The organism is Rheinheimera sp. 1928-s, assembly GCF_029269265.1.
GTDB lineage: Bacteria > Pseudomonadota > Gammaproteobacteria > Enterobacterales > Alteromonadaceae > Pararheinheimera.
This window is the reverse complement of sequence record NZ_JARIXP010000001.1, coordinates 1-25,557: the sequence shown is the minus strand read 5'-3', so window position 1 is coordinate 25,557 and position 25,557 is coordinate 1. Positions and strand designations below refer to the sequence as shown.

15 protein-coding genes and 2 rRNA genes are annotated in these 25,557 nt (G+C 47.9%); 7 read left to right on the top strand and 10 right to left on the bottom strand.

Annotated features, from left to right (window positions below):
- Positions 1-69: 69 nt before the first annotated feature.
- The 3 genes from P3C17_RS00085 to P3C17_RS00075 all read right to left on the bottom strand — a co-directional run bounded on the left by P3C17_RS00085 (position 70) and on the right by P3C17_RS00075 (position 11,444).
- The gene (locus P3C17_RS00085) at positions 70-10,080 is read right to left on the bottom strand and encodes an Ig-like domain-containing protein (protein WP_300927541.1); all 10,011 of its coding nucleotides are present in this window, start codon (positions 10,078-10,080) and stop codon (positions 70-72) included.
- Positions 10,081-10,173: 93 nt separating this feature from the next.
- The gene (locus P3C17_RS00080; protein ID WP_300927540.1) at positions 10,174-10,773 is read right to left on the bottom strand and encodes a tail fiber protein; all 600 of its coding nucleotides are present in this window, start codon (positions 10,771-10,773) and stop codon (positions 10,174-10,176) included.
- Between the two features lie 173 nt (positions 10,774-10,946).
- On the bottom strand, positions 10,947-11,444 hold the full coding sequence (locus P3C17_RS00075; RefSeq protein ID WP_300927539.1) for a GNAT family N-acetyltransferase: 498 nt from the start codon (positions 11,442-11,444) through the stop codon (positions 10,947-10,949).
- A gap of 116 nt (positions 11,445-11,560) precedes the next feature.
- Here P3C17_RS00075 and P3C17_RS00070 point away from each other — a divergent pair, with 116 nt between their 5' ends.
- Positions 11,561-12,328 carry a hypothetical protein gene (locus P3C17_RS00070; RefSeq protein ID WP_300927538.1) on the top strand — a complete coding sequence of 256 codons (768 nt, stop codon included), beginning with the start codon at positions 11,561-11,563 and terminating at the stop codon, positions 12,326-12,328.
- Here the strand turns inward: P3C17_RS00070 and P3C17_RS00065 are convergent.
- The 3 genes from P3C17_RS00065 to P3C17_RS00055 are packed head-to-tail and all read right to left on the bottom strand — an operon-like array spanning position 12,298 to position 15,960.
- Positions 12,298-13,413 (bottom strand): hypothetical protein, encoded by a 1,116-nt coding sequence (locus tag P3C17_RS00065; protein WP_300927537.1) that lies wholly within the window; start codon positions 13,411-13,413, stop codon positions 12,298-12,300. The two genes, P3C17_RS00070 and P3C17_RS00065, sit on opposite strands and share 31 nt — an antisense overlap.
- Positions 13,413-15,395 (bottom strand): phytanoyl-CoA dioxygenase family protein, encoded by a 1,983-nt coding sequence (locus tag P3C17_RS00060; RefSeq protein WP_300927536.1) that lies wholly within the window; start codon positions 15,393-15,395, stop codon positions 13,413-13,415. The genes P3C17_RS00065 and P3C17_RS00060 overlap by 1 nt, the downstream gene beginning before the upstream one ends.
- Complete coding sequence (locus tag P3C17_RS00055; protein WP_300927535.1) at positions 15,388-15,960, bottom strand: aspartyl/asparaginyl beta-hydroxylase domain-containing protein; 573 nt, start codon at positions 15,958-15,960, stop codon at positions 15,388-15,390. Before P3C17_RS00055 ends, P3C17_RS00060 begins: the two co-directional genes overlap by 8 nt.
- 130 nt (positions 15,961-16,090) lie before the next feature.
- On the opposite strand from P3C17_RS00055, the gene P3C17_RS00050 reads away from it, so the two are divergent.
- A complete protein-coding gene (locus P3C17_RS00050) occupies positions 16,091-16,576 on the top strand; it encodes a hypothetical protein (RefSeq protein WP_300927534.1) in 486 nt (161 codons plus the stop codon).
- Positions 16,577-16,578: 2 nt separating this feature from the next.
- Here P3C17_RS00050 and P3C17_RS00045 read toward each other — a convergent pair whose 3' ends face one another.
- Complete coding sequence (locus P3C17_RS00045; protein ID WP_300927533.1) at positions 16,579-18,030, bottom strand: VCBS repeat-containing protein; 1,452 nt, start codon at positions 18,028-18,030, stop codon at positions 16,579-16,581.
- 163 nt (positions 18,031-18,193) lie between these two features.
- Here P3C17_RS00045 and ylqF point away from each other — a divergent pair, with 163 nt between their 5' ends.
- From ylqF to P3C17_RS00020, 5 genes are all read left to right on the top strand, one after another.
- Positions 18,194-19,129, top strand: a complete 936-nt coding sequence (ylqF, locus tag P3C17_RS00040) for a ribosome biogenesis GTPase YlqF (RefSeq protein ID WP_008900836.1) — start codon at positions 18,194-18,196, stop codon at positions 19,127-19,129.
- Between the two features lie 39 nt (positions 19,130-19,168).
- Positions 19,169-20,833, top strand: coding sequence for an amidohydrolase (locus P3C17_RS00035; RefSeq protein WP_300927532.1), 1,665 nt, complete (start codon positions 19,169-19,171; stop codon positions 20,831-20,833).
- A 19-nt stretch (positions 20,834-20,852) separates the two neighbouring features.
- A complete protein-coding gene (locus tag P3C17_RS00030) occupies positions 20,853-21,602 on the top strand; it encodes an RNA methyltransferase (protein ID WP_300927531.1) in 750 nt (249 codons plus the stop codon).
- A gap of 87 nt (positions 21,603-21,689) precedes the next feature.
- Entirely contained in the window at positions 21,690-22,571 is an 882-nt protein-coding gene (gene cysM, locus P3C17_RS00025) for a cysteine synthase CysM (RefSeq protein ID WP_300927530.1), read from the top strand.
- The gene (locus P3C17_RS00020; protein ID WP_300927529.1) at positions 22,571-23,461 is read left to right on the top strand and encodes a DMT family transporter; all 891 of its coding nucleotides are present in this window, start codon (positions 22,571-22,573) and stop codon (positions 23,459-23,461) included. The genes cysM and P3C17_RS00020 overlap by 1 nt, the downstream gene beginning before the upstream one ends.
- A gap of 18 nt (positions 23,462-23,479) precedes the next feature.
- Here P3C17_RS00020 and P3C17_RS00015 read toward each other — a convergent pair whose 3' ends face one another.
- From P3C17_RS00015 to P3C17_RS00005, 3 genes are all read right to left on the bottom strand, one after another.
- Positions 23,480-24,679: a hydrolase gene (locus P3C17_RS00015; protein WP_300927528.1), complete on the bottom strand. Its 1,200-nt coding sequence runs from the start codon at positions 24,677-24,679 to the stop codon at positions 23,480-23,482.
- Positions 24,680-25,088: 409 nt separating this feature from the next.
- Positions 25,089-25,203 (bottom strand): 5S ribosomal RNA (rrf, locus tag P3C17_RS00010).
- A 79-nt stretch (positions 25,204-25,282) separates the two neighbouring features.
- A 23S ribosomal RNA gene (locus tag P3C17_RS00005) occupies positions 25,283-25,557 on the bottom strand; the annotation flags it as partial.

Sequence of the window (25,557 nt, the reverse complement as noted above, 5' to 3'; positions counted from 1 at the left end):
GCAGATTTTTTTGTCACAAAAAATAACAAGGGCGGTAAAAACCGCCCTTGTCAGGTATCAAACCAGAGCTCAGAACTCGTAGCGTAAACTCACCAGCCAAGTATTTACATCGTTGGGTTTAAGATTTAGCTGCTGATACCCCACACCTACTTTCCAGCCTGCCGCCAATTGATAGTTCAGTTGAACGCCAAGATATAAATCACTGCCATCCGTTTCTGTTTTCAGTACTTCATCATCCATTCGGCTTTCTATTTCAGACTCCCAAAACAGCAGGCCTACAGGCACTTCCAGACTCAACTGATCGTTTTGCCACAAAGTAAAACGCACTGCTGCAGTATAACCATCCACTAATACCGGGCTGACGGCCTTCACCAATTCATGGTACTGCTCTGGTGTCAGACTTTCTGCGGTGATTTGACTACTGGCTTCGCCTAAATCCAAATAACCAGCCTCCAACGCAACATAAGGATGCAGCTGATAACCCAGATTGATGCCAAAAGACCTGTCACTGTCATCAAAACCAGTGATGGTTCCATTAGGTAACTCCTCTACCAAACGACTTTGATTCTGGTCGGCTTTACTGTTTCCAATGGAACCTTGCAGATACCAGTCAGCGCTCTGGCTAAAAGGACTAAACGACAACAACGCTACCGCAGCTAACCCCAGCACTGAACGGCGACGCAATACCACAGCTCCTGCGACTACCATCACCATCCACCACGCCATACTGCCTCCACTTGATTTGTTATCTACAACGACGTCCTGATAAGCCCGCACAGTGACACTAACCTGTGCTGTTGCCTCTCCATCAAAACCATCTGTTATTGTATAACTGATGGTGTCCACCCCGGCAAAACCGGCTTTTGGCACATAACGCAGGCGTTGATCCGCCTCAATACTGACAGTGCCCTGCACTGCACTGGCGCTGCTGATCGTCAGTGTATGGCCATCTTCGTCAGTGTCATTGGCTAACACCGCTATCAGCAATACAGTTTTATCATCGGTAGATGCTACATCATTCACAGCCACAGGAGCTCTGTTTGCTACCACGCTGACAATCAACTCACTGCTGGCCGTACCGCCTCTGCCATCGGTAATGTTGTAGATCACTGTATCTGTGCCAATAAAGTCCTGATTTGGTGTATAGCTTAATTGCTGATCAGCCAGCACAGTAACAGTACCAAAACTACCTACAGCCTGACTGACAGTTAAAGCATCTCCGTCCGGATCTGTGTCGTTGGCCAACACATCCACCACCACTGTCATATCAACCCCTGTTGAAGCGGTATCGGCCACAGCCACAGGCAGGTTATTACCATTGAGCTCAACCGCCACACCACCAGGGTCTACAATAGCGCTGTTGGCGACGCCGTCGGCATCATTTGGACCACCATCTTCTACTGTGACCTGCACACACCAATGACCTTCAGTTAAACCTTCAGTCCACTCCACTCCGCCAGGTGGTGGGCAGAATCCCCGTTCACCTTGCGTACTGGCCACTGAGTTACGCTCATTGCTGACAAAGTCTACCCAGCCCACATCGCTGAACTTACGGTACACTGCATTGGCGGGCACTGGTAAACGTTGTGGTATCACCAGGCTATAGCTTTGACCCTGTTCAGGTAAACCATAAGCGATAAAATCAAAGATACCGCCAATATTTACAGCCACAGGATCTTCTTCAATAGCATCTTGTGCTATCTGCAACCCACCAGCATCAGTTTCAGCCGCTACAGTACCCAGGCGTAAACACACACCAGGCTCCCCTTCAGCAACAAATTCAGTCTGGCCCAGTAACTCGGTTGGCATCACGTTACATTCGTTGATGGCATCCTGATAATCAGGAATACCATCACCGTCTGAGTCAGCAAAACCCTCCTGCTCATCAGGGATTAAATCACCATCTGAATCTTGTGATCCTAAAGTCGGCAGACTGGGCCTGACCACGATAAAGACTCTGTTGGTAGCAGATAAATTAGGTGTGCCATTGTCTGTCGCCGTGTAGCTGACCTGATACAAACCAGGCCCTTGCTCAGCCGGATCAAAGCTCAACTGAGTTTGATCTGTAGTCACATTGTCCAGACGACCAAAGCTCCATACTCCACTAACCTGATCCTGCTGGTTGGCGTCGGTTACCGTAGCTGTCACTGTCACCAGACCGTCATTTTCCCCAACAGTCAGCCGACTTTCGCTATTCTGCTGCACAGTTAAAGACACAACAGGGGCGATATTGGCTTCTGTCACCACAATACGGCTGCTGCGTTGGCTGCCACGATTAACGCTAGCATCCAGGCTAATCACTATGTCTTCAACTCCTTCTGCTTGACCATCTTCCAGTACAGCAAAACGAATACCGGTGCTTAAGCCTGAGGTGATTTCCGCCACTCCAGACACCAGCGTATGATCATTGGCATCTGCACTGCCAGTAACTGTGTATGGCACTAACACTGGGTAGACAGGAGCCGGACCATTGAGCATCACCTCAACCACCACATCACTGCCTTCAGTCACCAGTTGATCTTTGCTTAATGAGATCAGCGGATTGACACTGACTTTCTGTGCTTTGGTGGCCGTATTGCCGTCAGCATCAGTAGCCTGCCAGTAGACGATATGTTCGCCTGGAGCAAAGAACAAACTACCGTTGATCAAGGACACCCTCAGGCGACGACCATTACGATCCACAGCTGTGGCAGTGCCAAGAGGAACCCGGGTAAAGAGTGCCGTTGCATTGACTTCAATGTCGGCAGGCACTGTAATCACTGGCAGATCAGCTGCCGCACCGCCTTCAATAATCAGGCTGACATTAGCACTGGCACGGCCACCGTTACCATCAGTGACGGTGTAACGCAGGCTAACAGGCCCTACATAACGATCCGGTGCAGTAAGAGTTAAGCCCTGCGCATTAAAGATCACAGTACCTACAGTGCTAGAGGCGCCATCTATAGTCAGTGTGTCTTCATCCACATCTGTGTCATTGGCCAGTACATTCAGCAGGTACTGATTGTTGCTCGTGCGTTGCAGGCTGTAGCTGTCATCCAGTGCTACAGGATTATCATTCACTGCGGTAACAGTCAGACTGATAGTGGCCACTGTAGAACTTAACTCTGCATCTTTGGCGATAAAACCAATGCTGTCTGTACCGTTAAAGTCTTGATCCGGTGTATACACCAGTACGGCACCTTGCAGTGTTGCTGTACCATGTTCTGGCTGAGTGACAAGCTCAAAGGTCAGTTCATCCTGATCCGGATCCTGCGCTGTTAAAGTCAGACTCAGGCTTGTGTCTTCTTCCAACGTGGCAGAACGATTTGTTGCAACAGGAGCATCATTGGAGCTGATTACCACCAGACTAAAGTTTTGTGTTGCAGTTAATCCACCACTGTCAGTCACTACTAAACTAACCTGATGACTTCCTACATCTGCCCGCGCTGGTGTGCCACTTAATAAACCCGTTGCAGCGTTAAAGCTTAACCAGGTAGGTTTAGTGGCTGCACTGAAGGTCAGGGTGTCACCCACATCTTCGTCTGTAGCAGTAAGGGTGTAGCTATAAGCTGTACCCTGAGCTGCATTAGTTATGGCTGTTGAAGTAATAGTAGGTGCATCGTTGATATTAGTGACTGTCAGCGTAAAGGCTGGCAAAGCGGCACTTAACTCACCGTCTGACACTGAAATCACAATACCCGCAGTCGCTCCTACATCGGCATTACCCGGAGTACCGGTTAAGGCCCCTGTCGCCGTATTAAAGCTGGCCCAGCTTGGTTTATTGGCGATGCTAAAGGTGAAGGTTGTACCGGCATCCACATCCGCAGCTGTGGGGACGAAGCTATAAGCTGCGCCCTGCGCTACTGTAATTGCAGGTGTTCCGCTGATAGTGGGTGCATCGTTGACATTGGTCACTGTCAGCGTAAAGGCTGGCAATGCTGCACTTAACTCACCGTCTGACACTGAAATCACAATACCCGCAGTAGCCCCAACATCGGCATTGGCCGGAGTACCGGTTAAGGCTCCAGTCGCCGTATTAAAGCTGGCCCAGCTTGGTTTATTCGCAATGCTAAAGGTCAAAGTTGTACCGAGATCCACATCAGTCGCTGTAGGAACGAAGCTGTAAGCTGCGCCCTGAGCTACTGTGATTGCAGGTGTTCCAGTGATAGTGGGTGCATCGTTGACATTGGTGACTGTCAGCGTAAAGGCTGGCAAAGCTGCACTTAACTCACCGTCTGACACTGAAATCACAATACCCGCAGTAGCCCCAACATCGGCATTACCCGGAGTACCGGTTAAGGCTCCAGTCGCTGTATTAAAGGCCGCCCAGGTCGGTTTATTCGCAATGCTAAAGGTTAAGGTTGTACCCACATCCACATCCGCAGCTGTAGGAACGAAGCTATAAGCTGCGCCCTGCGCTACTGTCACTGCAGGTGTTCCGCTGATAGTGGGTGCATCGTTGACATTGGTCACTGTCAGCGTAAAGGCTGGCAGTGCTGCACTTAATTCACCGTCTGACACTGAAATCACAATACCCGCAGTCGCTCCTACATCGGCATTACCCGGAGTACCAGTTAAGGCCCCTGTCGCCGTATTAAAGCTGGCCCAGCTTGGTTTATTAGCAATACTGAAGGTCAAAGTTGTACCGGCATCCACATCCGCAGCTATGGGTACGAAGCTATAGGCTGCGCCCTGCGCTACTGTTATCGCAGGTGTTCCAGTGATAGTGGGTGCATCGTTAACATTAGTGACTGTCAGCGTAAAGGCTGGCAGTGCTGCAGTTAACTCACCATCTGACACTGAAATCACAATACCCGCAGTAGCCCCAACATCGGCATTACCCGGAGTACCAGTTAAGGCCCCTGTCGCCGTATTAAAGCTGGCCCAGCTTGGTTTATTGGCAATGCTAAAGGTCAAGGTTGTACCCACGTCCACATCCGCAGCTGTAGGGACGAAGCTATAAGCTGCGCCCTCGGCGACTGTAATCGCAGGTGTTCCGCTGATAGTGGGTGCATCGTTGACATTGGTCACTGTCAGCGTAAAGGCTGGCAGTGCTGCAGTTAACTCACCGTCTGACACTGAAATCACAATACCCGCAGTAGCCCCAACATCGGCATTACCCGGAGTACCGGTTAAGGCCCCTGTCGCCGTATTAAAGCTGGCCCAGCTTGGTTTATTCGCAATACTGAAGGTCAAAGTTGTACCGGCATCCACATCCGCAGCTGTGGGTACGAAGCTATAAGCTGCGCCCTGAGCTACTGTGATTGCCGGAGTTCCGCTGATAGTGGGTGCATCGTTGACATTGGTCACAGTGACAGTAAAGCTTTGATCTGCAAATAAACCAGCGACATCTGTCACTCTTAATGTCACTGCATGTGCGCCTACATCACTATTGGCCGGAATACCGGACAATACACCTGTGCCAGCATTAAAGGTTAGCCAGGCTGGTTTGGTCACCACTGAGCGGGTTAAGGTATCCCCCGCATCCACATCAGTGCCTGCAAAGCTGTAGCTGTAAAGCGAACCTTGAGTCGCTGAGGTGACTGGTGTTGAAGTGACAACAGGAGCATCATTGGTATTGACCACTGTAATAGCAAAAGCTGCAAGTGAAGCTGTTGCCGTACCGTCGCTGACGCTGATCACTATGCCTGAAGTGACACCTACATGATCATTGGTTGGTGTGCCAGTCAGCGCGCCAGTGGCCGTGTTGAAGGTTGCCCATGCTGGTTTATTGCTGATGCTGAACGTCAGGGTGGTACCTGCATCTGCATCAGTTGCAGTCGGGGTAAAGCTATACAGGCTGTCTTCATTAACTGAAGTTGCAGGGCTGCCGGAAATCACCGGAGTCGCGTTGTAAAGTTTCACTACTGTATCTGTTGCTGCGGCACCAATATTGCCTACCACATCCATCAGAGTGACACTCAGTTGCAAGGTACCTTCAGCGAGATCAGTGACATTAATAGGGCCTACCTGCTGAGTCGGGCTCATCACAGGACCCACGTCAGAGACCACATTAGTACCATCACTGACCGAATAACTATATACAGTGCCAACCTCAGCACCTGCCAGAGCAAAGCTCATGGCTGCCTGGTTATCGGCGCTGATACGGTCCTGCATTATAGCTACTGTATAGCCTGAAGGTGCCAGCAGATCGATAGTCAACTCATTACCTGTAGCATCAGTGCCAATATTGCCTTGTGCGTCTTCAGCACTGACAACAACATCATAAACACCGTGAGCCAAAGCTGTGATTTGATCAGCAGCGAGGACCCAGCTGCCATCGCCGTTATTGGTTGGAGTGTAACTGTTACCGTCCACTGTCAGGCTTAAGGTTGCAGTGGCATCATCCACTGTGCCCACCAAAGCAGGGCTTGGATTTGCAGTCAGCAGTGGTGCTATAGTCACCACAGGAGCCACAGAATCTTCGGTAATAGTGGGTACATCCACAGCAGCAGACTGATTGGCTGCTTTGTCTTTGGCTATCACCACAAAGTTATTGTCGGCGTTTGCGGTTAAAATGACATCCAGTGACCATGTGCCTGTAGCTACCGCTCCAACTTCTGCGCTGGCAAGCACTGTGCTGTTATCTGCTTCACCATCATTGCCAGTATCGGCAAACACTTCTATTGTGACGCCATCTTCAGCATGAGTACCTGTAATTTGCTGCACCACACCGCTAACCACAGTTGCTATTGCAGGAGTAGTCACTGCAGGAGTTACCGGGGCAATAGAGTCTTCAGTAATAGTAGGCACATCTGCTGCAGCCGACTCGTTACCAGCCGCATCTTCAGCCACCACCACATAATTGTGTGCACTGTCTGCAGTTAAAGGTTGGAGCAAACTCCAGTTACCATCGGCATCGACCACAGCACTGACCAAAACTCCACCGTCTGCAGTACCATCATTGCCTGTATCTGCATAGAGGTTAATAGTCAGGCCAATTTCGCTATGAGTGCCTTTAATTTCATAGTTGGCTGCATTTACAAACACTGCCTGAGCCGGATCTGTCACTATTGTTAATGCAGGAGCTGTAGTATCTACTTTAGCCGCACTGTTATTAACACCGCTGAAAGATAAAACTGCATCATTATTGCCTGCATCTTTGATGGTAGCACTATTGAGCAAGGACAATCCGTTGCTGGCGATGGCAACACCAGCAGCAGCGGTATTGTCACCAGCCTGCACTGTATAGCTAAAAGTTAAAACGCCAGCTGCATTATTAGTTAACAGGGCCTGCCGGGTCATGCCGTCTATGTCTATCGCCAAACTGTAGTCAGAATTAGCACCGGATAATACCAAAGCCTCAGTAAAAGTAACTGTAAAGCTAATGCTGTCTCCTGCTTTGTAGTTGCCAGATGCAATAGCAACTGCCGAGACTAGAGGATCATTCGCATCTTTATTCACAGTAGCTTCAACTGCCGGGGTGCTGCTGTTACCAGCTGGGTCTGTCAGAATAATGCTGATAGTTAAAGTGCCGTCATTTAAAGCACCGACATTCAATCCTGTCACTTGCTGCGCTGCACTTGCAACCACAAAAGAGTTGCTTACTGCGGTGCCGCCATTATTGCTGGTAATTTCGTACTCTGCCGTTGCACCCACCTCAGCACCAGCCAAAGTAAAGCTCACTGCAGCCTGATTAGCGCTCGTTATGGACGCCTGATCAAAAGCCACACCGCCAATAGCAGGTGGGGTTTTGTCTAAGGTGATCGCCAGTGGATCCGAAGCCACACTGACATTACCCGCCTCGTCTGTGGCCGTTAGTGTGATGCTATGCGCCCCTTCGCTGGTGACAGCTGCAGTGGTTAAACTCCAGCTGCCACCTGTGGCCGCTGTCGTTCCCAAGCCATTGTTTACACTGGAGCTCAGGCTGACGGTACTGCCATCTTCTGCAGTGCCGTTAAAAGTCAGGCTGGTGGCGTTGGTTACATTATCCGAGTTACTGCTGCCCGTATCCGAAGCATCAGCTAAATCAGGAGTAGCAGGCTTGGCTGGTGCAGTAGTATCAATAGTAATAGTCAAACCAGCAGATGACACCGACGCGTTACCAGCACCATCTGTTGCTTTTGCTGTCAGAACATGGCTGCCTGCACTCAAAGCTGAGCTGGTAATACTCCAGTTGCCGCCAGTTGCTGTAGTACTACCCAACACAGTAGTCCCATCTGTGTCATACAAAGTGACTGTGCTGTTTGGCTCTGCCGTTCCGGTAAAGGTTGGAGTAGTGACATTGGTAATATTATCAGTCTGGCTACTGCCACTATCGGACCCAGCAGCCAGATCCGGCACAGATGGTGCATTTGGCGCTATATCATCTGTCACAACAACAGTAAGAGCTTTAGAGAAACTGCTATTGCCATCACTGGTCTGCACGCGAACTGTACGATTACCTCCAGCAATAGCAGAAGGAGTGGTTGCAATCAGTTGATCGCCACTGATACTAAAAGAAGCATTATCCGTATCACCCGCACCGCTGGCAAAACTGTAAGTAAAGCTCACACTATCCACATCAGTACTGCTGAAAGTACCAACCACAGTGTCATTGGCAGCACTTTGGTTCAGAGTATTCGCACTCAGCGCAATATCGGTTGGGGTATCGTTAACAGCCGTCACGCTAACCGTCTTGGTACTGGCGGAGCTATTACCAGTGCCGTCGTTTACGACAAAGCTGATAGTCCTATTGCTTGTATTGGGGTCTTCAGAGCTGTTGCTGTAAGTCACAGAGCTCAGCGCTGCTTGATACTGAGCCACAGTAGCACTGCCCGACAGGGTTAAGATTCCGGTGCCTGGGTCGTAGCTACCAGTGATACCATTTTGGTCACTAAAACCCAGTATGTCTTGCCCTGCCTGGAGATTTCCAGTGATAGAGATAGTCGCCGAAGCCATGTTTGCGTTGTCGACGTCTGACAGTGTCAGGCCAGTGTCTATCGCAACTGGTGTTGAAGCGACGTTATTGCCTTCGGTAAATGCAGTGGTGCCACCTGAGGCTGTGACAACAGGGGCATCATTGACCGCAGTGATATTGATGGTGGATGTCGCCTGCGCCGTTGCGCTTCCTGCATCTGTCACAGTGATAGTCACAGTACGAGCTGTTGTAGTGGGGTTTTGACTACTATTGTTGTACACCAGAGCGCGCAACACACTTTGGTATACAGCAGCTGTAGTTGTACCTGTCAGGGTATAGGTTCTGGTTCCACTATTGTAACTGCCGGTTAGCCCCTGTGAGACAAGTGAAGCACCACCATTAAGAGAGGCGCTGTACGCTATCACTTCCGATGCGCCGTCAGGTGTAGCCGTCAATACCAGAGTCATACCCGCTATATTGCCGTCATCAGTTACGGTCGCGTCACTTGTTGCAATACGGACAGCTGGGGCGTCTTCGGTAAAAGTGATGGTATTGGATGTGCCGCCAGCAGCGCCATTGGCATCCACTGTAGGAGCAAGGTTGGGTGAAATGCCAGGTTCAAAATCTAAGTCATCAACCACCACAATGGTATCAGTACCAGTAAAACGTATTTCATCTATATACTGCCAGTCTGAATTAAAGGTAATAGTCCCCCCGAAACCACCACCAACAGCATTTTTTGCATAAGTGACTGAACCCGATGAATCAGAGTTTGCCGTATTAATAGTATCGGATGCCACTTGAACACTGTCTCTATAACCAGTGACAACGAGATTTGAACTGGTGCTTAAACCAGCCCCTGTATCCACTTCCATCGAAACAATTCTGAACTCAGTACCGTCGGCCGAGGTGATCCTCGCATCCAAAGCCCCCGGATTAATATTCACCCCATCAAAGTTAAACATAACGGCTAAGTCGTTGCTGTCTGGTGTAATACTTACACTGGCAGGTGCTTGAGTTAAAGCCAAAAAACCTGCAGGTGAAAATAGCCTATAGGTTGCTCCGGTAATAGTTTCACCGCTGGTCACGAGAAGCCGTTCCGACTCAGAGTCAAATCCTTGATCCGAGGGAGTTATCGCCATAGCACCAAAAGATGCCAGAGCCAACAAGCTACCTAAAAACCATTGTCGCCCACTAAAATGTTTATACAACCTTATCAGGCGATTAAGCATATCAATGATTTTAAAAGTAACTTCCTGCATGACCACTTCCCCTTCCAATGTCTTTTTTAGTATGAAGTGCGTAGTTTTTACGCACTTCATACTAATACTTATCAACCCGCCCCGTATTAAATGCTAATTACGACTAGGAAAAAGTCCGTGAGTAGCGATAATAAAGTTTAAGGCTAAAAAAGGCTGAACCACGGAAACAGGCATATTACTGCCCGCCACTCCGGTGTTTCCACTTACATTCACAGTTGTTGTTGCTGTAGCAGGTAAAAGCGTGGTGTCAGGCGCTGTAGTGCTATAAGCATTCAATGAGGCTAAGCCACTTGGTACTTTAGCTGGCACAGTTGTTGGGCCGGGAGTAGGCGTATTGCCATTCTCAGAGGAAGCGCTTAACGCTAGACTAGCGCTGCCGGTCCCTGTTAATGCCACTGTATGAGTATGAGCAGGTAGTTCGGCGGCAGTAAGCGTCACTCGTTCAGTGCCCGCCGCCTCGCCCAGACTATAAAAGCTGGTACCAGGGCTTTGCCCTTTATGCACTGGAACACGGCCTTGCAGATTAGGTAATGCAAAGGTGTTTACGCCATCGCCGCCGTATGTCGTTCCCAGTATAGAAAATAATGCCGTATTTTGCTGAATATTCAACAACTGCCCGTTACAAAATGCCCAGTTACGTGGAGCGAAACTACCACCAAACATACGGATTTCACCAATAAATTGTTCAGACATAGGTTTTTCCTTATTGTTTATTTAACACATTATTAATTATTTTTTATAATAAATGACATTGTAGAAATGAAGGCCCGATCCTAAACAACAGGAAAAACTGCATTAAAATCCTACACTTCTTTTTTCATTACGCTGTTCACCATCCATAAAACAATCTTTATTACTGACAACCGCTAAAGCTTTGTACCCGACCAAAACATAAACTCATGACTTTCAGATGAACCTGTGATTACAAAACCATGTTGTAAATACAATTTTTTTGCTCGTACGTTATTTTTATCAACAGATAACCTCACCCTCACGCCGGTTGCCGCAGCTTTTTGTTTAATTGCATCCAACACCGCAGAGCCATAACCTTTACTTCTCATCGTCTTAATAAAAGCTAAATCCATAATCAGTATTTCACTGGCAGTGCTGTTTAACATCACTTTACCCACTGGCTGCTCAGATAGGCCAAGCCAATAAGTAACAGCATTGGGCGCTTCGGCTTTATATGAACTTTGCTGCAACCTGTATTGTTGTTTGAGCAGAGACTCTGTGATCTCGGGGGGAAGCTGCAGTTCATAGAAAAACTCCCTGGTTGAACAAAATAACTGTTCAAAAAACAACTCATCCTCTGCAGTAGCGATACGGGTACTTAATTCAAATATCTGATTTAGTTCTTGAACCACTTAAACAACCTGACACTTTTAATCGGAACAGCATAGTGTACCGAATGTAGATTTTCCAGTTTATATTTTATACAGTGATGTAAATATATAATTTACGATGTAAGAAACTGATTGAAATGACTGTTTACTTTGTTATCTCCACAGGCCGATGCGGCACTCAATGGCTGACCGAAACATTACAACAATGGCATCAAGACTTTATGGTGCAGCATGAACCTCTGCATTTTGGCTACCGACCTGATCTCAATACAGTGCAACACCCTCTGCAGGCCAATGCTGAACTATTGGAACAACACCTGGTATTTATCAGGCAGCAACTGGCGTCGGGTAAAATTTATATCGAGACAGGTTTCCCATGTTGGCGGCATCTGAATTGGTTCAGGCAACAGCTCAACTGTCCCATCAGAGTGATCCATATTCACCGGGACCCGCTGGATACAGTGGCTTCGTTATTAAAACTGAATGCTTTTGTGCCACCTGTGTTGCCACATTTACCCGTCAAAAACTTGTATATGCCGGGTGCTGAGCAAGACTTGTTGCATCAATATAAAGAGTTATGGCCCTTGCTGAACCCGGCGGAAAAAAACCTATGGTATTGGGCGGAAGTGCAATGGCAGGCACTGAACTATCAGCAGCAATGGCCTGAGCAGGACTGGTTTAGCCTGAGTTTTAGTCAGCTGTTTTCAGAGCAAAGTAAGCTGCAGCTGGCAGCATTTTTAGACTGCTCGACTCCTCTGTTCTGGCCCGCTTTGAAAAAAGTGGATCAATTTGGCCTGGGTTTAGTGCAGACCTCTGCTGAATACCCACATTTAAGTAAACTGAAGGAAATTGCTGTATTGGCAAAACAGTTGGGCTATCCCTCGCCTTTTGCCAGTAAAAGCTGATACAAAGGTTGTAGATCTGAGCGGATCTGCTTTAACTCTGCCGGACTAAAAAGCTCTTCTGCTGATTTTTTAGTTGGTTGAAAAGGTACGCCCTGCTGTTTTGCATCAAAAAGCCGAAACTCCCGCCACAGCTGTTGCTCTGCGTCCGTCAGGGTTAATCCGGCAAGACTGGCTAATTGCGGTGGTGTGAAGTCTTTTAATTGTTCGTAACTCAACACTGTGCAGTGACAATATTGTCGCATTGCATTCATCAAAACAGCCATTTGCCGGACCACCTCAATTCTGTAGTCCAATAAAGTGGCGCATTGATTGGTGTCTTTCCAGAGTTCGGGTTGTAACCTCACCATATGGCGGCCTGCCAGATGATGATGAGACGCCAGCACTGCTTCAGGTTGACGAATTACACACAACACCCCAGCTTTCGGATACAAACTTAACCAGACAGGCCAATGTTGCAAATCCCAGGCATTGCATTTAATCACCAGTCGCTGTTCATTGTGCCGCAAACGCCCTTGCAAACGTACTACTAAATCCAGCAGCTCTGGTTGTTGCCCGGCCCAATAAGGGTCATTCAGCAGATCACTGGCCAGCATAGACTCGGATAGCACTTTCACTTTTTGGTGTAAGGCAAAACTGCCGGAAACCAAAGTGGAACCACATCTGGACCAGTGAAAAATCAACAAGGCCGGTTGCACTGCAGGCACAGTTAAACGCTGGGGTAACAACTGTTCCAGTTCACTAAAAGGCTGGATCAACTGCGCCAGCAAACTCTGACGACTCAAGGCTAAATCGTCTTCAAAAAAAGGCAAAGAGGGTTTCAGGAAAGCCGGAGCCCAACGTACAATTTTACGCTGTGCCTGATAAGCATAAGGTTGCCAACACAGGCTAAAAGAGGCCAGTTCAGGGCAAAAGGCTTGCTGGTTTTGCTCTGCTAAAAAACGCTGTAGTTGCTCAAAGTTAAGTTCAGGCCAGCGTAAATACTGGCGCATCAAAGCGACAAACTCATCCAGTTGCTCCTGCTGCCATAAGGTCTTTAACCTGACAGCATCGTGCAATAAGGCGTGGTACAAACTGACTTTTTGCATCAATCCACCAAAGGATACATAGTGATGTACTGCACCATACGAGGAGAGTTTGCAGTGTTACGGCTGGCACCATGAGGCAGCGCCTGATGCCAGATAATTAAATCACCAGCTTTGGCCGCTATGGCTTTGACAGGCCAGTCTGCCCAGTTTTGCTGCTGCAGTTCAATGGCGTTTTTGTTTTGGCTGTTAATCCAGTGATCAACCTTCAGGTGAAAACCCGGCACACAACAAAAAGCACCTTGTTGCTCTGTAGTGTCCGTCAAATAAACCAGCCCTTGAGTGGCAAAAGGTACTGGCGCTATCAGGTCAACATCCCAGTGCAAATCAGGCCCGGGGAAACGCCAGCTGTTGGTTTCAGGTGGATTAAAACTGACCCTGTCTGTACTCATCACTAAATCTGTGCGTTGCCATAATTGTTCGTACACCTTGCGGATCAGAGGCTGTTGCCTGTTCGCATCCAGCACAGGGTGGCGGAACAGCTGAAGCATGATTTTTTGCATTTTATCTGTGCTTTGATACCAACTGTCCGGTTGTGCCGGGTCGGCCTGCAAATACTGCCAAATCAGATCACAACTTTGCTGGCATTGCTCTTTGCTTAATACACCGGGGATCACCAGATACCCCTGAGTGCGCCAGAACTCCAGTTGAGCGTCGGTTAACAGCTGCGGTAGTTCCGCCTGAGTTTTGTTTTGCCTTAACGACTTGAGCTGCTGGTTTATCCTTGTTCTTACCGACAGATCCGACACATAAGGCTGCAAAAAAGCAACACAGTCGCTTAGTCTGCTGCAGCTATGCAAAGCCTGCATACCGGGTTCCAGCCCTACTCCACAAAGGTCAAGCACCGCCTTATCCAGTAACCATTCGTCCGGGTACTCTGCATCAACTTGCCTGTACTTTTTCAGCTGTGTTTTTTGCCATAATCGTTTGGCGTGAAATACGCCTGCACAGCTTAAATCGTCACTGCTGACCAGTTCAGGCCACTGCTGTTGATACTCAAATTCAAAATCCGGGTAAATCCCCTGTTGATACTGAAACTGCACGACAGAAGCCGGAACCAGCATCAGTCCGGATTTATACCGTGGCATTGTCAGTTGCGACTGATGTTCCCGCAGCCAGTATGTTTCATACACCTGAATATCAGTGGTGAGTTTCAAATCCACAGGTCCAGGTTCAAACTCTGGTAACGACCACTGACCGGAAAATGCGGACAGATCTCCTATTGCCAGTGCAGTGGAAAGTTGCTTGTCCAGCGTAAATAAAGGCCCTAAGTAGTGCCGTTGTTGTTGCCCCTGCTCCCGCCATTCCACCCAGGCATCCAGTTTAATTTGTTGTGGGATCAACCGGCCTTTGACGGTCAGAAATTGCTGCAAATGGCTGAAAATCTGCACCTGCGGTTCCTGCTGCAGCAAATGTTTCATGGTCTCAGATACAATCAGATCAAAGGCTGGTTTAGGTTCGGGTTGCCATAAGGTAGCGTCCACACAAACCCAATCTGTGATTCTGTCTGACAGGCCAAAGTGCTCCGTCAGTGCTTTAAAACTCTGCAAAGACTGCGGGTGAATATCCAAAGCTGTCACTTGCAACTGACTGGCATCAAATACAGTTAACAAAGGTAAAACCAGCCAACCCAAAGGGCCCGTACCTGCATACAACAACTGCACTGGCCTGTCTGGTTGTTGTTGTACCTGATCGAGAATGGCCTGGTGCAAGCCCTGGATAAAAACACGGCCTCTGTCTGGATCTTCAGCACATTGTGCAGCTGTAGTTGGAGAGACAGCTTTGCCATAAGCCGTGACAGTGGCGCCGGGATCAGTAAACATAGCCGGATGTAAATCAAGTTCGATTTGTTGACATAAGGCACGCAGCACAGGGTCTATCAGCTGTTTAGCCTGGCCTGGTGAACTACACTGCAGCAAAGCTCTGGCATAGAGTTCCAGTTCAGTGCGGCTAAGTCTTTTGGAGTTACCCCACTGATCAGGCATAGACTTGCCCCTTTAGCCAGTCATTCGCTTCACAATCAATCACCAGATTAATTCTGGCGGCTCCCCCTTTATTTTCAACTCTATGGGTTTGATCCGCATTGATATACCACAGCTCACCTTCCTGCATAGGCACCAACTGCTCTGCCACGTAAAATTTTAACTCAGGGTTGGTTTGTAGTGGCAAATGCAAACGAGCTTCACCTTGTTCCAGACACAAGCCATGATCTCTGTGGGGTTGAATCACAGCACCTGGATGTAAACGCATTAAACGTACAGACTTTATTGAAACAGGTAAGTGCTGCAGAAAATTTTTGACGTAAGGGGCCTGTTCCAGCAAAGGTAAATCCTGCCACTCTGTGCCATCTTCAATGGCAAAACTTTGCAATATGGCGTGAGCATCCTGATGTTTGGTGGCGCAACGCAAAGCCAATACATCCCAGCCGCCTTGATAATCGGCTTTATTCACATGCTGACACCAGTGCTGCTGTGCCAGCAATTGCAATTCCTGCTGCATTTGCTGCAAGTGTTCTGCTTTAGTAATTAAAGAAAACAGGCAAAGGCTCATAGCTAAGTTATTCTTTTTATTCTATAAAGAAACCAGATTAGCACAAAAAAGGAACATTGCTAATTTTGAAGCGATCAAACATGATTTGTGTTGATGGGTTGGAAAACGGTTAAAAAAGGAAGCAAAGACAGTGGAAACAAAAACTGAGCAACTCACTAAACTGATTGATTTTTTTCAGCAGATAGGGCTGCCATACCAACTGAGCTCCTTGTCAGGTGTAAGCTTTTTACCGGGCTTGCGGATCGAGAACGGTTGTTTGTTGATTGATCCGGAAAAACTGAGTTATCCGGGAGACTGTTTGCATGAAGCTGGACACATTGCTGTGACCACGTCAGCCAAACGAGCTGAACTACAGGCTGATGTTCGTAAGTCTGGTCACGGCCCGGCAGAAGAAATGGCCGCTATCGCCTGGTCATGGGCGGCTTTAGTGTATTTAAACTTGCCGCCTGAATTTCTATTCCATACTGACGGCTATAAAGGCGGCTCAGAAAGCTATATAACCGCCTTTACCTCTGAAAACGGTTTTGGCCATCCGCTGTTAAGCTGGTATGGCATGTGCGAACAACCATCCGCTACAGACGGCTATCCACAAATGAAACTATGGTTAAGGCCATAAATTTATTGCTGCAGTAAAAAATGCAGCTGGTTACGCACAGCTTCCGGATCCAGATGAGTAAAAGGCAAAATCAGATCCATTTTACCGTTTTGGTCTAAATCTGCTGTGGATGCCAGCATACCGTTTAGCGGTATGGCTTGTTTTAAGCGAACACTTTTGCTGCTGAATAGTTTTTCTTTAGCGCTTTGATACAGTTTTAAATGATCTTCATCCCCTATCAACAACAAAGCCGGGGCCTGCTCTGACACCAGCGCTTTGAGTACAGGCAAATTCACCTGCGCGTTACCAATACTGACCTGTGCCGTAGCGTCTTGCCGATAGACAGGCTTATCCGGAAACTTTCCGCTTGGTAACTGTGGAAAAAACTGCAGTTCCATATTCGCAGTACCTGCCAGTAAAGCCCGTACCAGAGTACCAATACCAAATTCAGCAGCTGGGGTGAAAAAATCTAACTTTTTGTCGTTGTTTAAGTCGGTAAATACAGGTTCGGACTGGATCCCCTTGGTGTTAATCCGCGCATCAGGTTCAGTTTTAAACTGCAAAGCGCCCTGCTCCACTGTTCCATAATGAATACGGTAGCTATAGCTTTGCTCCACAGCATCAGCAAACTGCTCCTGACGTACAATAAAATCGGCTACGCCATCGTTATTTAAGTCTTTCACATCGTACAATCTGCTAATCGACAACCCTTTAAAGCTTCGGCCATCGCCGCCCCTCAGCTCAGCCTGAACGTCTGGTGTTAAACCCAATCCAAGCTGAATCGTCTGGCCCTGGGCAGAAAAACCACTTTCTGTTTGCAGATACAACAACAAGCTATCGTCTATCGCAAAGCCAATATCAGTACGGCCATCGCCATTCCAGTCCAGAAAGCGTGCTTTGCGGCTGCTGTAATCCGGGTTTTCATCAAAAATGCGGGATTTGGCGTCCACAGCCAAAGAATACTGATTAAAACTGCCATCCTGTTGCTGCATATACACATGATGAGCATTAAAATCTGTCACTACAAAGTCAGATAAGCCATCGTTATTTAAGTCATACACAAAATCCAGTTTCAGCAACCTTTTGCTATCCACAGTGCGGTACAAAGATTCAGTGTTGAGTAAACGATGCCAGCTGCTATCTTCAGGTTTAAAAAAACTAATGCCTTCACTGCCAAAGACGACCAGTACTTCACTTGGCTGACTTTTGATCTGAGCTTTATGAAAAAACTGAGCTTGTGTTGGGATAGGTACCTGCTTTGCGGTGTTGGTTGTTAAATCCACCCAACTCAGCCAGCGACTGCTAGACGAATGACCAGATTGCAGCACGGCTTTTGCGCCAGGAATAAACAAGGTATCACCGTTTGCCGGATGCTCCAGTTGCACCTGAACCTGTTTAAACTCTGAGGCCATTACAGGTGCTGCCGACACAGCAGCAGTGATAGCTAAACCCGCCAGATACTTCAACTTCTTCATTCCCTGTGACTCCGTTGTATATGTATTACGAGATTCTTCTACGTAAAAAGCTGCTAATCGGAGGTTTAAGCCGGAAAAAAGTTCCTGCCTTAGCTGATAACAGCGTAAAATATTGAATTGTTTCCTGTTCCAACCGCCAAGCGGCTAACCCAAGAGAGTTTTTATGTCGATAAACTGGTTCCCAGGCCATATGCACAAGGCCCGTAAAGAAATTGCCGAGGTCATGCCGCAGGTCGATATCATTATCGAAATGCTGGACGCCCGCATTCCTTTTTCCAGTGAAAACCCTTTGGTGCCTGAACTGCGTGGTGACACTCCGGTCATCAAAGTGCTGAACAAAGCTGACTTGGCCGATCCGGCTGTAACCGCCTTATGGGTGGAACGCTTTGAACAGGAAAAAGGTATTAAAGCCATTCCTATTAGTCAGCAAAACCCTGAACAAATCAAGGCTTTATTACAACTTTGCAACCAAATGCTGCCAGATCGCAATTTAGATATCCGCGGCGCACGCGCTATGATCATGGGCATTCCTAACGTTGGTAAATCTACTATTATCAATACCTTAGCGGGCCGCACTATTGCTAAAACCGGCAACGAAGCTGGTGTGACTAAAATCCAACAACGTATTCGTTTAGACAATAATGTCATTCTGACTGACACCCCAGGCTTTTTATGGCCCAAGCTGAGCCCAGCCAGCTGTGGCTATCGTTTGGCTGTGACAGGAGCCATTAAAGACACAGCTTTTGATTATGCAGATATCGCTATTTTTGCAGCTGATTACTTACTCAAAGCCTACCCGCAACAAGTGATGGCGCGTTATCAGTTAAAAGAGCAGCCAGAAAACGATCTGGCTTTATTGGATGCCTTAGGCGAACGTCGTGGTTGTATGCGTAAAGGTGGCGTGGTTGATTTACAAAAAGCCGGTTCCATTTTAATTACCGAACTTCGTGCTGGTTTATTTGGCCCTGTCAGTCTGGAAACGCCAGATATGGTGACAGAGGAATTGCAGAATGCTAAGTTAGAGGAAGCCACCAGAGCTGCTGAAAAAGCCGAGCGGGAAAAAGTCCGTCAGCAAAAAGCCAAGAAAAAATACCGTTAGCCCGGCAGGTCCGGCAACGGACCAACCAGGGGTTCCTTTATGTCTCGTTTTACACCTTCAGTGCTTAGCTTGTTACTGCTTGCCAGCGGCTCTTTGTCAGCAGCTCCTGTAGTGCTGCACAATATTCAGGGTTATGGCTTTGATGAAAAAGGTCAGATTGCCGAATTCAGCCATTTTGTGTTTGATAACCAGACGGGCAAAGTATTGGCTCGCGGCGATAAAGCCGCAGTTGCAGCCTACAACAAAGCAGAACAACTAGACGGCAAAGGCCAAACGTTATTACCTGGCCTGATTGATGGCCATGGACATGTACTGGGATTAGGCCAAAACCTGAATCGGGTCGATTTACGCACCAGTAGCAGCGAAGCACAGGCCGTCGCTCAAGTTGCAGCTTTTGCCAAACAACATCAGCAATCACAATGGATTTTAGGCGGTGGCTGGAACCAGGTGTTGTGGCCTACACAGCAGTTTCCAGGCAAAACCTTGTTGGATGAAAGCATTAAAGACAAAGCAGTCTGGTTAACACGGGTAGATGCGCATGCAGGTTGGGCCAATAGTAAAGCTTTGCAGTTGGCGGGCATCACCAAAGAAACTATAGATCCACCTGGCGGTGAAATTATCCGCGATGCAGAAGGCAATCCAACAGGTGTGTTAATAGACAACGCCATGTTATTGCTGGAGCAACATATTCCGCAGCAATCTGAAGCCGAACGTCTAGCCGCATTAGACGCTGCTTTCGAGCACTTATTGGCTTTGGGAATTACTTCTGTCCACGACGCAGGTGTAGAGCAGGCGAACTTACAAAGTTACCAGCAACTGCGTAAAGACAACAAACTGCCATTGCGTATTTACGCCATGTTATCGGCAACAGATCCAAATTTAGCCGACTGGCTAAAAGCAGGTCCGATACAGGATAAAGATGACCTGTTTGTCGCCCGCTCAGTAAAGATTTATGGCGACGGCGCTTTAGGCAGCCGTGGTGCCGCGTTAATAGAACCGTATTCCGACCAACCTGGCCAAAAAGGTTTATTTGTCACTCAGCCAGACAAGTTAACAGCGGTCATGAAGCTGACTCTGGATGCTGGTTTTCAAACCAATGTGCATGCGATAGGTGATTTAACCAACCGTTTGGTGTTGGACAGGTTTGAGCAACTCGCAAGCAAAGAGCAATTAGAACAAGGCCGTCATCGTATTGAACACGCACAGATTGTGTCGCCTAAAGATATTCCACGTTTTGCAGAACTGCATATTCTGCCTGCAATGCAACCTACCCACGCAACCTCAGATAAAAATATGGCAGCCGACCGTTTAGGCATAGCCCGTTTACGTGGTGCTTATGCCTGGAAAAGCTTTGTGGATCAGGGCAGTCGCATAGTAGCTGGTTCAGATTTCCCGGTAGAACTTGCCAATCCTTTTTACGGTATTCATGCCGCGGTAACACGTCAGGATCAGCAAAATCAACCCGTAGGTGGCTGGTTACCAGAACAGCGCCTGACGTTAACTCAGGCGTTAAAATCTTTTACCCTCGATGCAGCTTATGGCGCTTTTCAGGATCAAAGTATGGGATCGTTAGCACCTGGCATGTGGGCTGATTTTATTTTGGTTGATCGCGACATTTTTAAAGCTCCTGCTGAAACTTTATGGCAAACCAAAGTGCAACAAAGCTGGGTAGCAGGACAACAGAAATATAAGGCCTCGATGTAGGTCTCTTTTATAGGTTTTTATGATTAGTCAGAAATGGTCGAAGTTAATCCGATCTTTACAGCAAAAAAAATACCGCAAAGCCGAGCAGTTGTTTTTTGTCGAAGGCGAAAAATCTGTGCTGGAGTTGCTGCACAGTTCGTGGAAAGTGCGGGCAGTCTTTGGTACAGAGCAGTTTTTGCAACAACATCATGGTCTTTGTACTAAAGCTGATTTGGTACAGCAATGCACTGAGCATGAATTGGTGCAGGTCGGTACTTTTAGTAGCAATAACGCCGCTTTGGCGGTGGCTGAAATACCAGTAGCACTGCCATTTAAAGAGCAACAAGGCGACTGGGTGTTAGTGTTGGATCAAATCAACGACCCAGGTAATTTAGGTACTATTATCCGCGTTGCCGACTGGTATGGTATTCGCCACATTCTCTGCTCAACTGACACAGTGGATTTATACAACCCGAAAGTGATAGCGGCGGCTAAAGGCTCGTTTTTGCGGGTACAGATGTATTACCAGGAGTTATTGCCAGTATTAGAGCAAAGCACTATGCCTGTCTATGGCGCTTATCTTGAAGGTGAGTCTGTGCATCAATTAAAGCTCAGTAAAGCCGGTGGTTATCTGGTGATGGGTAACGAAGCCAATGGTATTAGCTCTGCATTAAAATCGGTGATCAGCCACCCTGTGACTATCCCTGCTTTCAGCGACACAGAATCACTGAATGTGGGTATAGCCACTGCCATTTTGTGTGACAACTTTAAACGTCTGTCGAGACTATAAAGCTTCTGACTTATAGCGGATCCGTCTGTGAGTAAAGAGTCGGATCCGCTACACTAGCCTCAATTTCTTATGTCCCGCTGAGGTTTTATGTTCCCTACCCTCGAAGATCATGTTGGTCAGACGCCTTTAGTGCGGCTACAACGTATGGCCAATCATACGCAAAGCACTGTGCTGTTAAAACTCGAAGGCAATAATCCAGCCGGCTCAGTCAAAGACAGGCCAGCCCTTTTTATGTTGCAACAGGCTGAAGCGCGGGGCGATATCAAACCAGGCGACTGCCTGATTGAAGCCACCAGTGGCAACACCGGCATAGCTCTGGCCATGGCAGCAGCTATTAAAGGCTACAAGATGAAGCTGATTATGCCGGACAATATGACAGATGAACGTAAGGCATCGATGCGGGCTTATGGTGCCGAGCTGATACTGGTTAGTAAAGAACAAGGCATGGAATATGCGCGTGATTTAGCCAAACAAATGCAAACAGAAGGTGTGGGTTTGGTGCTGGACCAGTTTAATAACAGCGACAATCCGGCGGCACATTTCGCCTCTACCGGCCCTGAGATCTGGCAACAAAGTCAGGGCAAAATAACTCATTTCGTCTCCAGCATGGGCACCACGGGCACTATTATGGGGGTGTCGCGTTATCTGAAGCAGCACAACCCTGATATTCAAATCATCGGCTTACAACCCGCTGAAGGCAGCAGCATTCCGGGTATACGCCGTTGGCCAGAAGCTTATTTACCCGGCTTTTATGAAAAGCAGCGGGTCGATCAAATCATCGATATCACGGCCGATCAGGCTCTGGACACCATGCGGCAACTGGCGCAGCAGGAAGGTATCTTTTGTGGTGTCAGCTCTGGCGGTGCTGTCTATGCGGCATTACGTCTGGCCGAGCAACTAGATAACGCCGTGATAGTGGCCATTATCTGCGACCGCGGTGATCGGTATTTATCTTCAGGAATTTATTAGTGCCTTTTGAATATTTAGCCTTATTGGCTGCTGTGTGTTGGGCTGTCGGCAGTTTGTTATCTGCCACAGCCTCCAGTCATTTAGGCGCTTTTGCTTTTACCCGTTGGCGTTTAGCCTGCGCGGCCAGCATGTTATGGCTCTGGGCTTTTTTCAGTGGTGGTTTTAGCACTTTGGCTTTGCCTCAGTTGCCACTTTTGGCCATCTCGGCACTTATTGGTATTTTAATTGGTGATACCTCGTTATTTGCCTCAATGAACCGATTAGGACCACGCCGTGCTGGTGTGTTATTTGCCACTCATGCGATGTTTTCTGTATTGCTGGCTTATCTGTTTTTAGGCGAGTCTATTTGGGGCTGGACTTTAGTCGGCTGTGGTTTGTTAAGTTCAGGAGTGATGACAGCCATAGTGCTCGGTCGCAGAGCAGAAGAACAACATCATTGGGAATCGAATCAGTCCCAACTTCGTTCTGGTATCGCCTTAGGTTTAACTTCGGCTTTATGCCAGGCCGCTTCAACCTTAATGTTAAAACCTTTGATGGAAACTGACATTGATGCGGTCAGTGCTTCGGCTGTAAGGATGACGGTCGCATTATTGGCTCATCTTCTGTTGTTTTGGCTGGGCTTTAAGGTAGCGCGGGTTTATTTGCCAATGACAAAGAAAATCTTTGCCATGGTTTTGGTAAATGCGGCTCTGTCTATGGTGATTGGCATGACGCTGATTTTACAGGCTTTAAAAACGGGTGATGCAGGTTTAATAGGTATGCTGTCGTCTGTCAGCCCTGTGCTGGTAGTGCCTTTATTATGGCTGGTTTATAAAAGACGACCTGCAGTTGGCGCCTGGCTAGGTGCCAGCCTGACGGTAGCTGGCACAGTGCTGATTTTATGGCATTAAGTTCTATATAACAGAAAGCTAAATAGCTTCTGGGATTTGGTTTTTGTGGTAATCAATCAGACTCAAAATTTCCGCCAAAGCACCGGCATGGTTTGGCGTTAGAATGCCATTATGGCCAAAAATAATATCATCTGACACCGCTAGTACCCAGACCGCCTGCATATTGGCGTCATCACAACTTTGAATAGTACGACGCGCCTGCACCCTGGCGCGAATACGCCAGCCAGACCGGTTGAGCTGCATCATACAACCTGGTATCGCATCATGCTGAGCCAAACTACTGTGTAAATGCAGAGGGGTTTCACAGTTCCCTCTCGGGCATTTATCTATATCGTGGGTAATAGCCCATGAATTGCCTACAGCTTGCTCACCATCTTTTAAGAAATTAAAAGCTTCTTTCACCGCAAAGTCACCTTTGGACTGCAATACCACCATGCTTGGTTTTTGCCTGTCGACGCTTAATAAAGAGTCCAGCGGTTTATACTCTTTGGCGGTGACTGCAGGGTTTAATAACAGATACAAATTCGGATTATCTTTGCCCAGATCAATAGCTTTTTTTACCCGAACTTTACTGGCATGCAAAGCCACAGAACCACCTAAACTATGACCGATAAAGATGTAACGTTTCAGCTGACCTTGCTCAACCACTGCATCGAGCTTGTCCAGTAACTGGCTTACCCCTTGTTCACCAACCAGACGTGATACTCTTTTGCGCTGGAAAATAGTAGGAAAATCCAGTGGCTCTAACCAGCCTTCAGCTTTATCGGATTCGTCCAGCCATAAAGGATCGTATTTATCGCCCCGCCACCCCAGATAAAGACCTATTAGGTTTCTCTGTGGCGCCACCTCTTGTAATTCTTTGATATATCGCTGAAAAGCCACGAAATTGGAGTCTGTTGGCGCAGCATTCTGATGCCAGCCATGCACAAAAATCACCAATTCTGCAGTGGCGGAATCCGGCTTTTTGATGCGGTCAAACAAAGCTTGTTGCTGCTTTACATCGTGGGGCTGACCTTCATCATTAAATTCAACCACATGAAAGTTGCTGTTTGCTGTGTTTTCATCAGGAAAATGGTACTGCTGATCAGGAATAGGAGTAGCAAACATAGAGATCAATACCAGGCTGATGAACATCAATGGGATTAATTTCAGCCATGAGCGCCAGCCAAGCCGGATCATTCTGAACCAAATATACTGCGCCACACGAACTATGATCAAACCACACCCAAAACTGCTGTAAAAACGGGCTGCATTATAGCCAAATAGGGGGGTAAAAGGTAGGTGGGATTGGTTTGTAGGGTGCAATCGCCGAAGGCATTGCGCCTGTATTAGTTTAAAAGCGGAACGGTTCTGAATTCGGGTGCAGTGAACTACTTTAACAGCAGATTAGCTCTGAATTCGGAGGCGGTGAACTACTTTAACAGCGGATTAGCTCTGAATTCGGGTGCTTATTCCGGGCGGTGAGGCGACAGCAGGCCGTCTTGTCCGGCCTTTCGCAGAGCTCAAGGCGTGAAACAGGCGTGACGCAAAACTGTTTGCGTCCCGTTTTTCCTGTTTCACCCTGCCGACCGCCTATAGCAACGCAAATAAAAAACCCCGCTCACTGAGCGGGGTTCTGTATTTGGGAGCCTGGCGGTGAACTACTCTCGCATGGCATCTGCCACACTACCATCGTCGCGGCTGCGTTTCACTTCTGAGTTCGGAATGGAGTCAGGTGGTTCCACAGCGCTATTGCCACCAGGCAAAAACTGTTTTTATGTCTTTAACAAGCAAGCTGAATCGAATTCTTTATCACACCCACACAAACACCTTGGGCGTTGTATGGTTAAGCCTCTCGGGCAATTAGTATGAGTTAGCTTAACACATCACTGCGCTTCCACACCTCACCTATCAACGTTGTGGTCTCCAACGACCCTTATGTGTACTCAAGGTACAAGGGATGACTCATCTCTTGGCCGGCTTCCCGCTTAGATGCTTTCAGCGGTTATCCGTTCCGAACGTAGCTACCGGGCAGTGCCATTGGCATGACAACCCGAACACCAGCGGTTCGTTCATTCCGGTCCTCTCGTACTAGGAACAACTCCAATCAATCATCC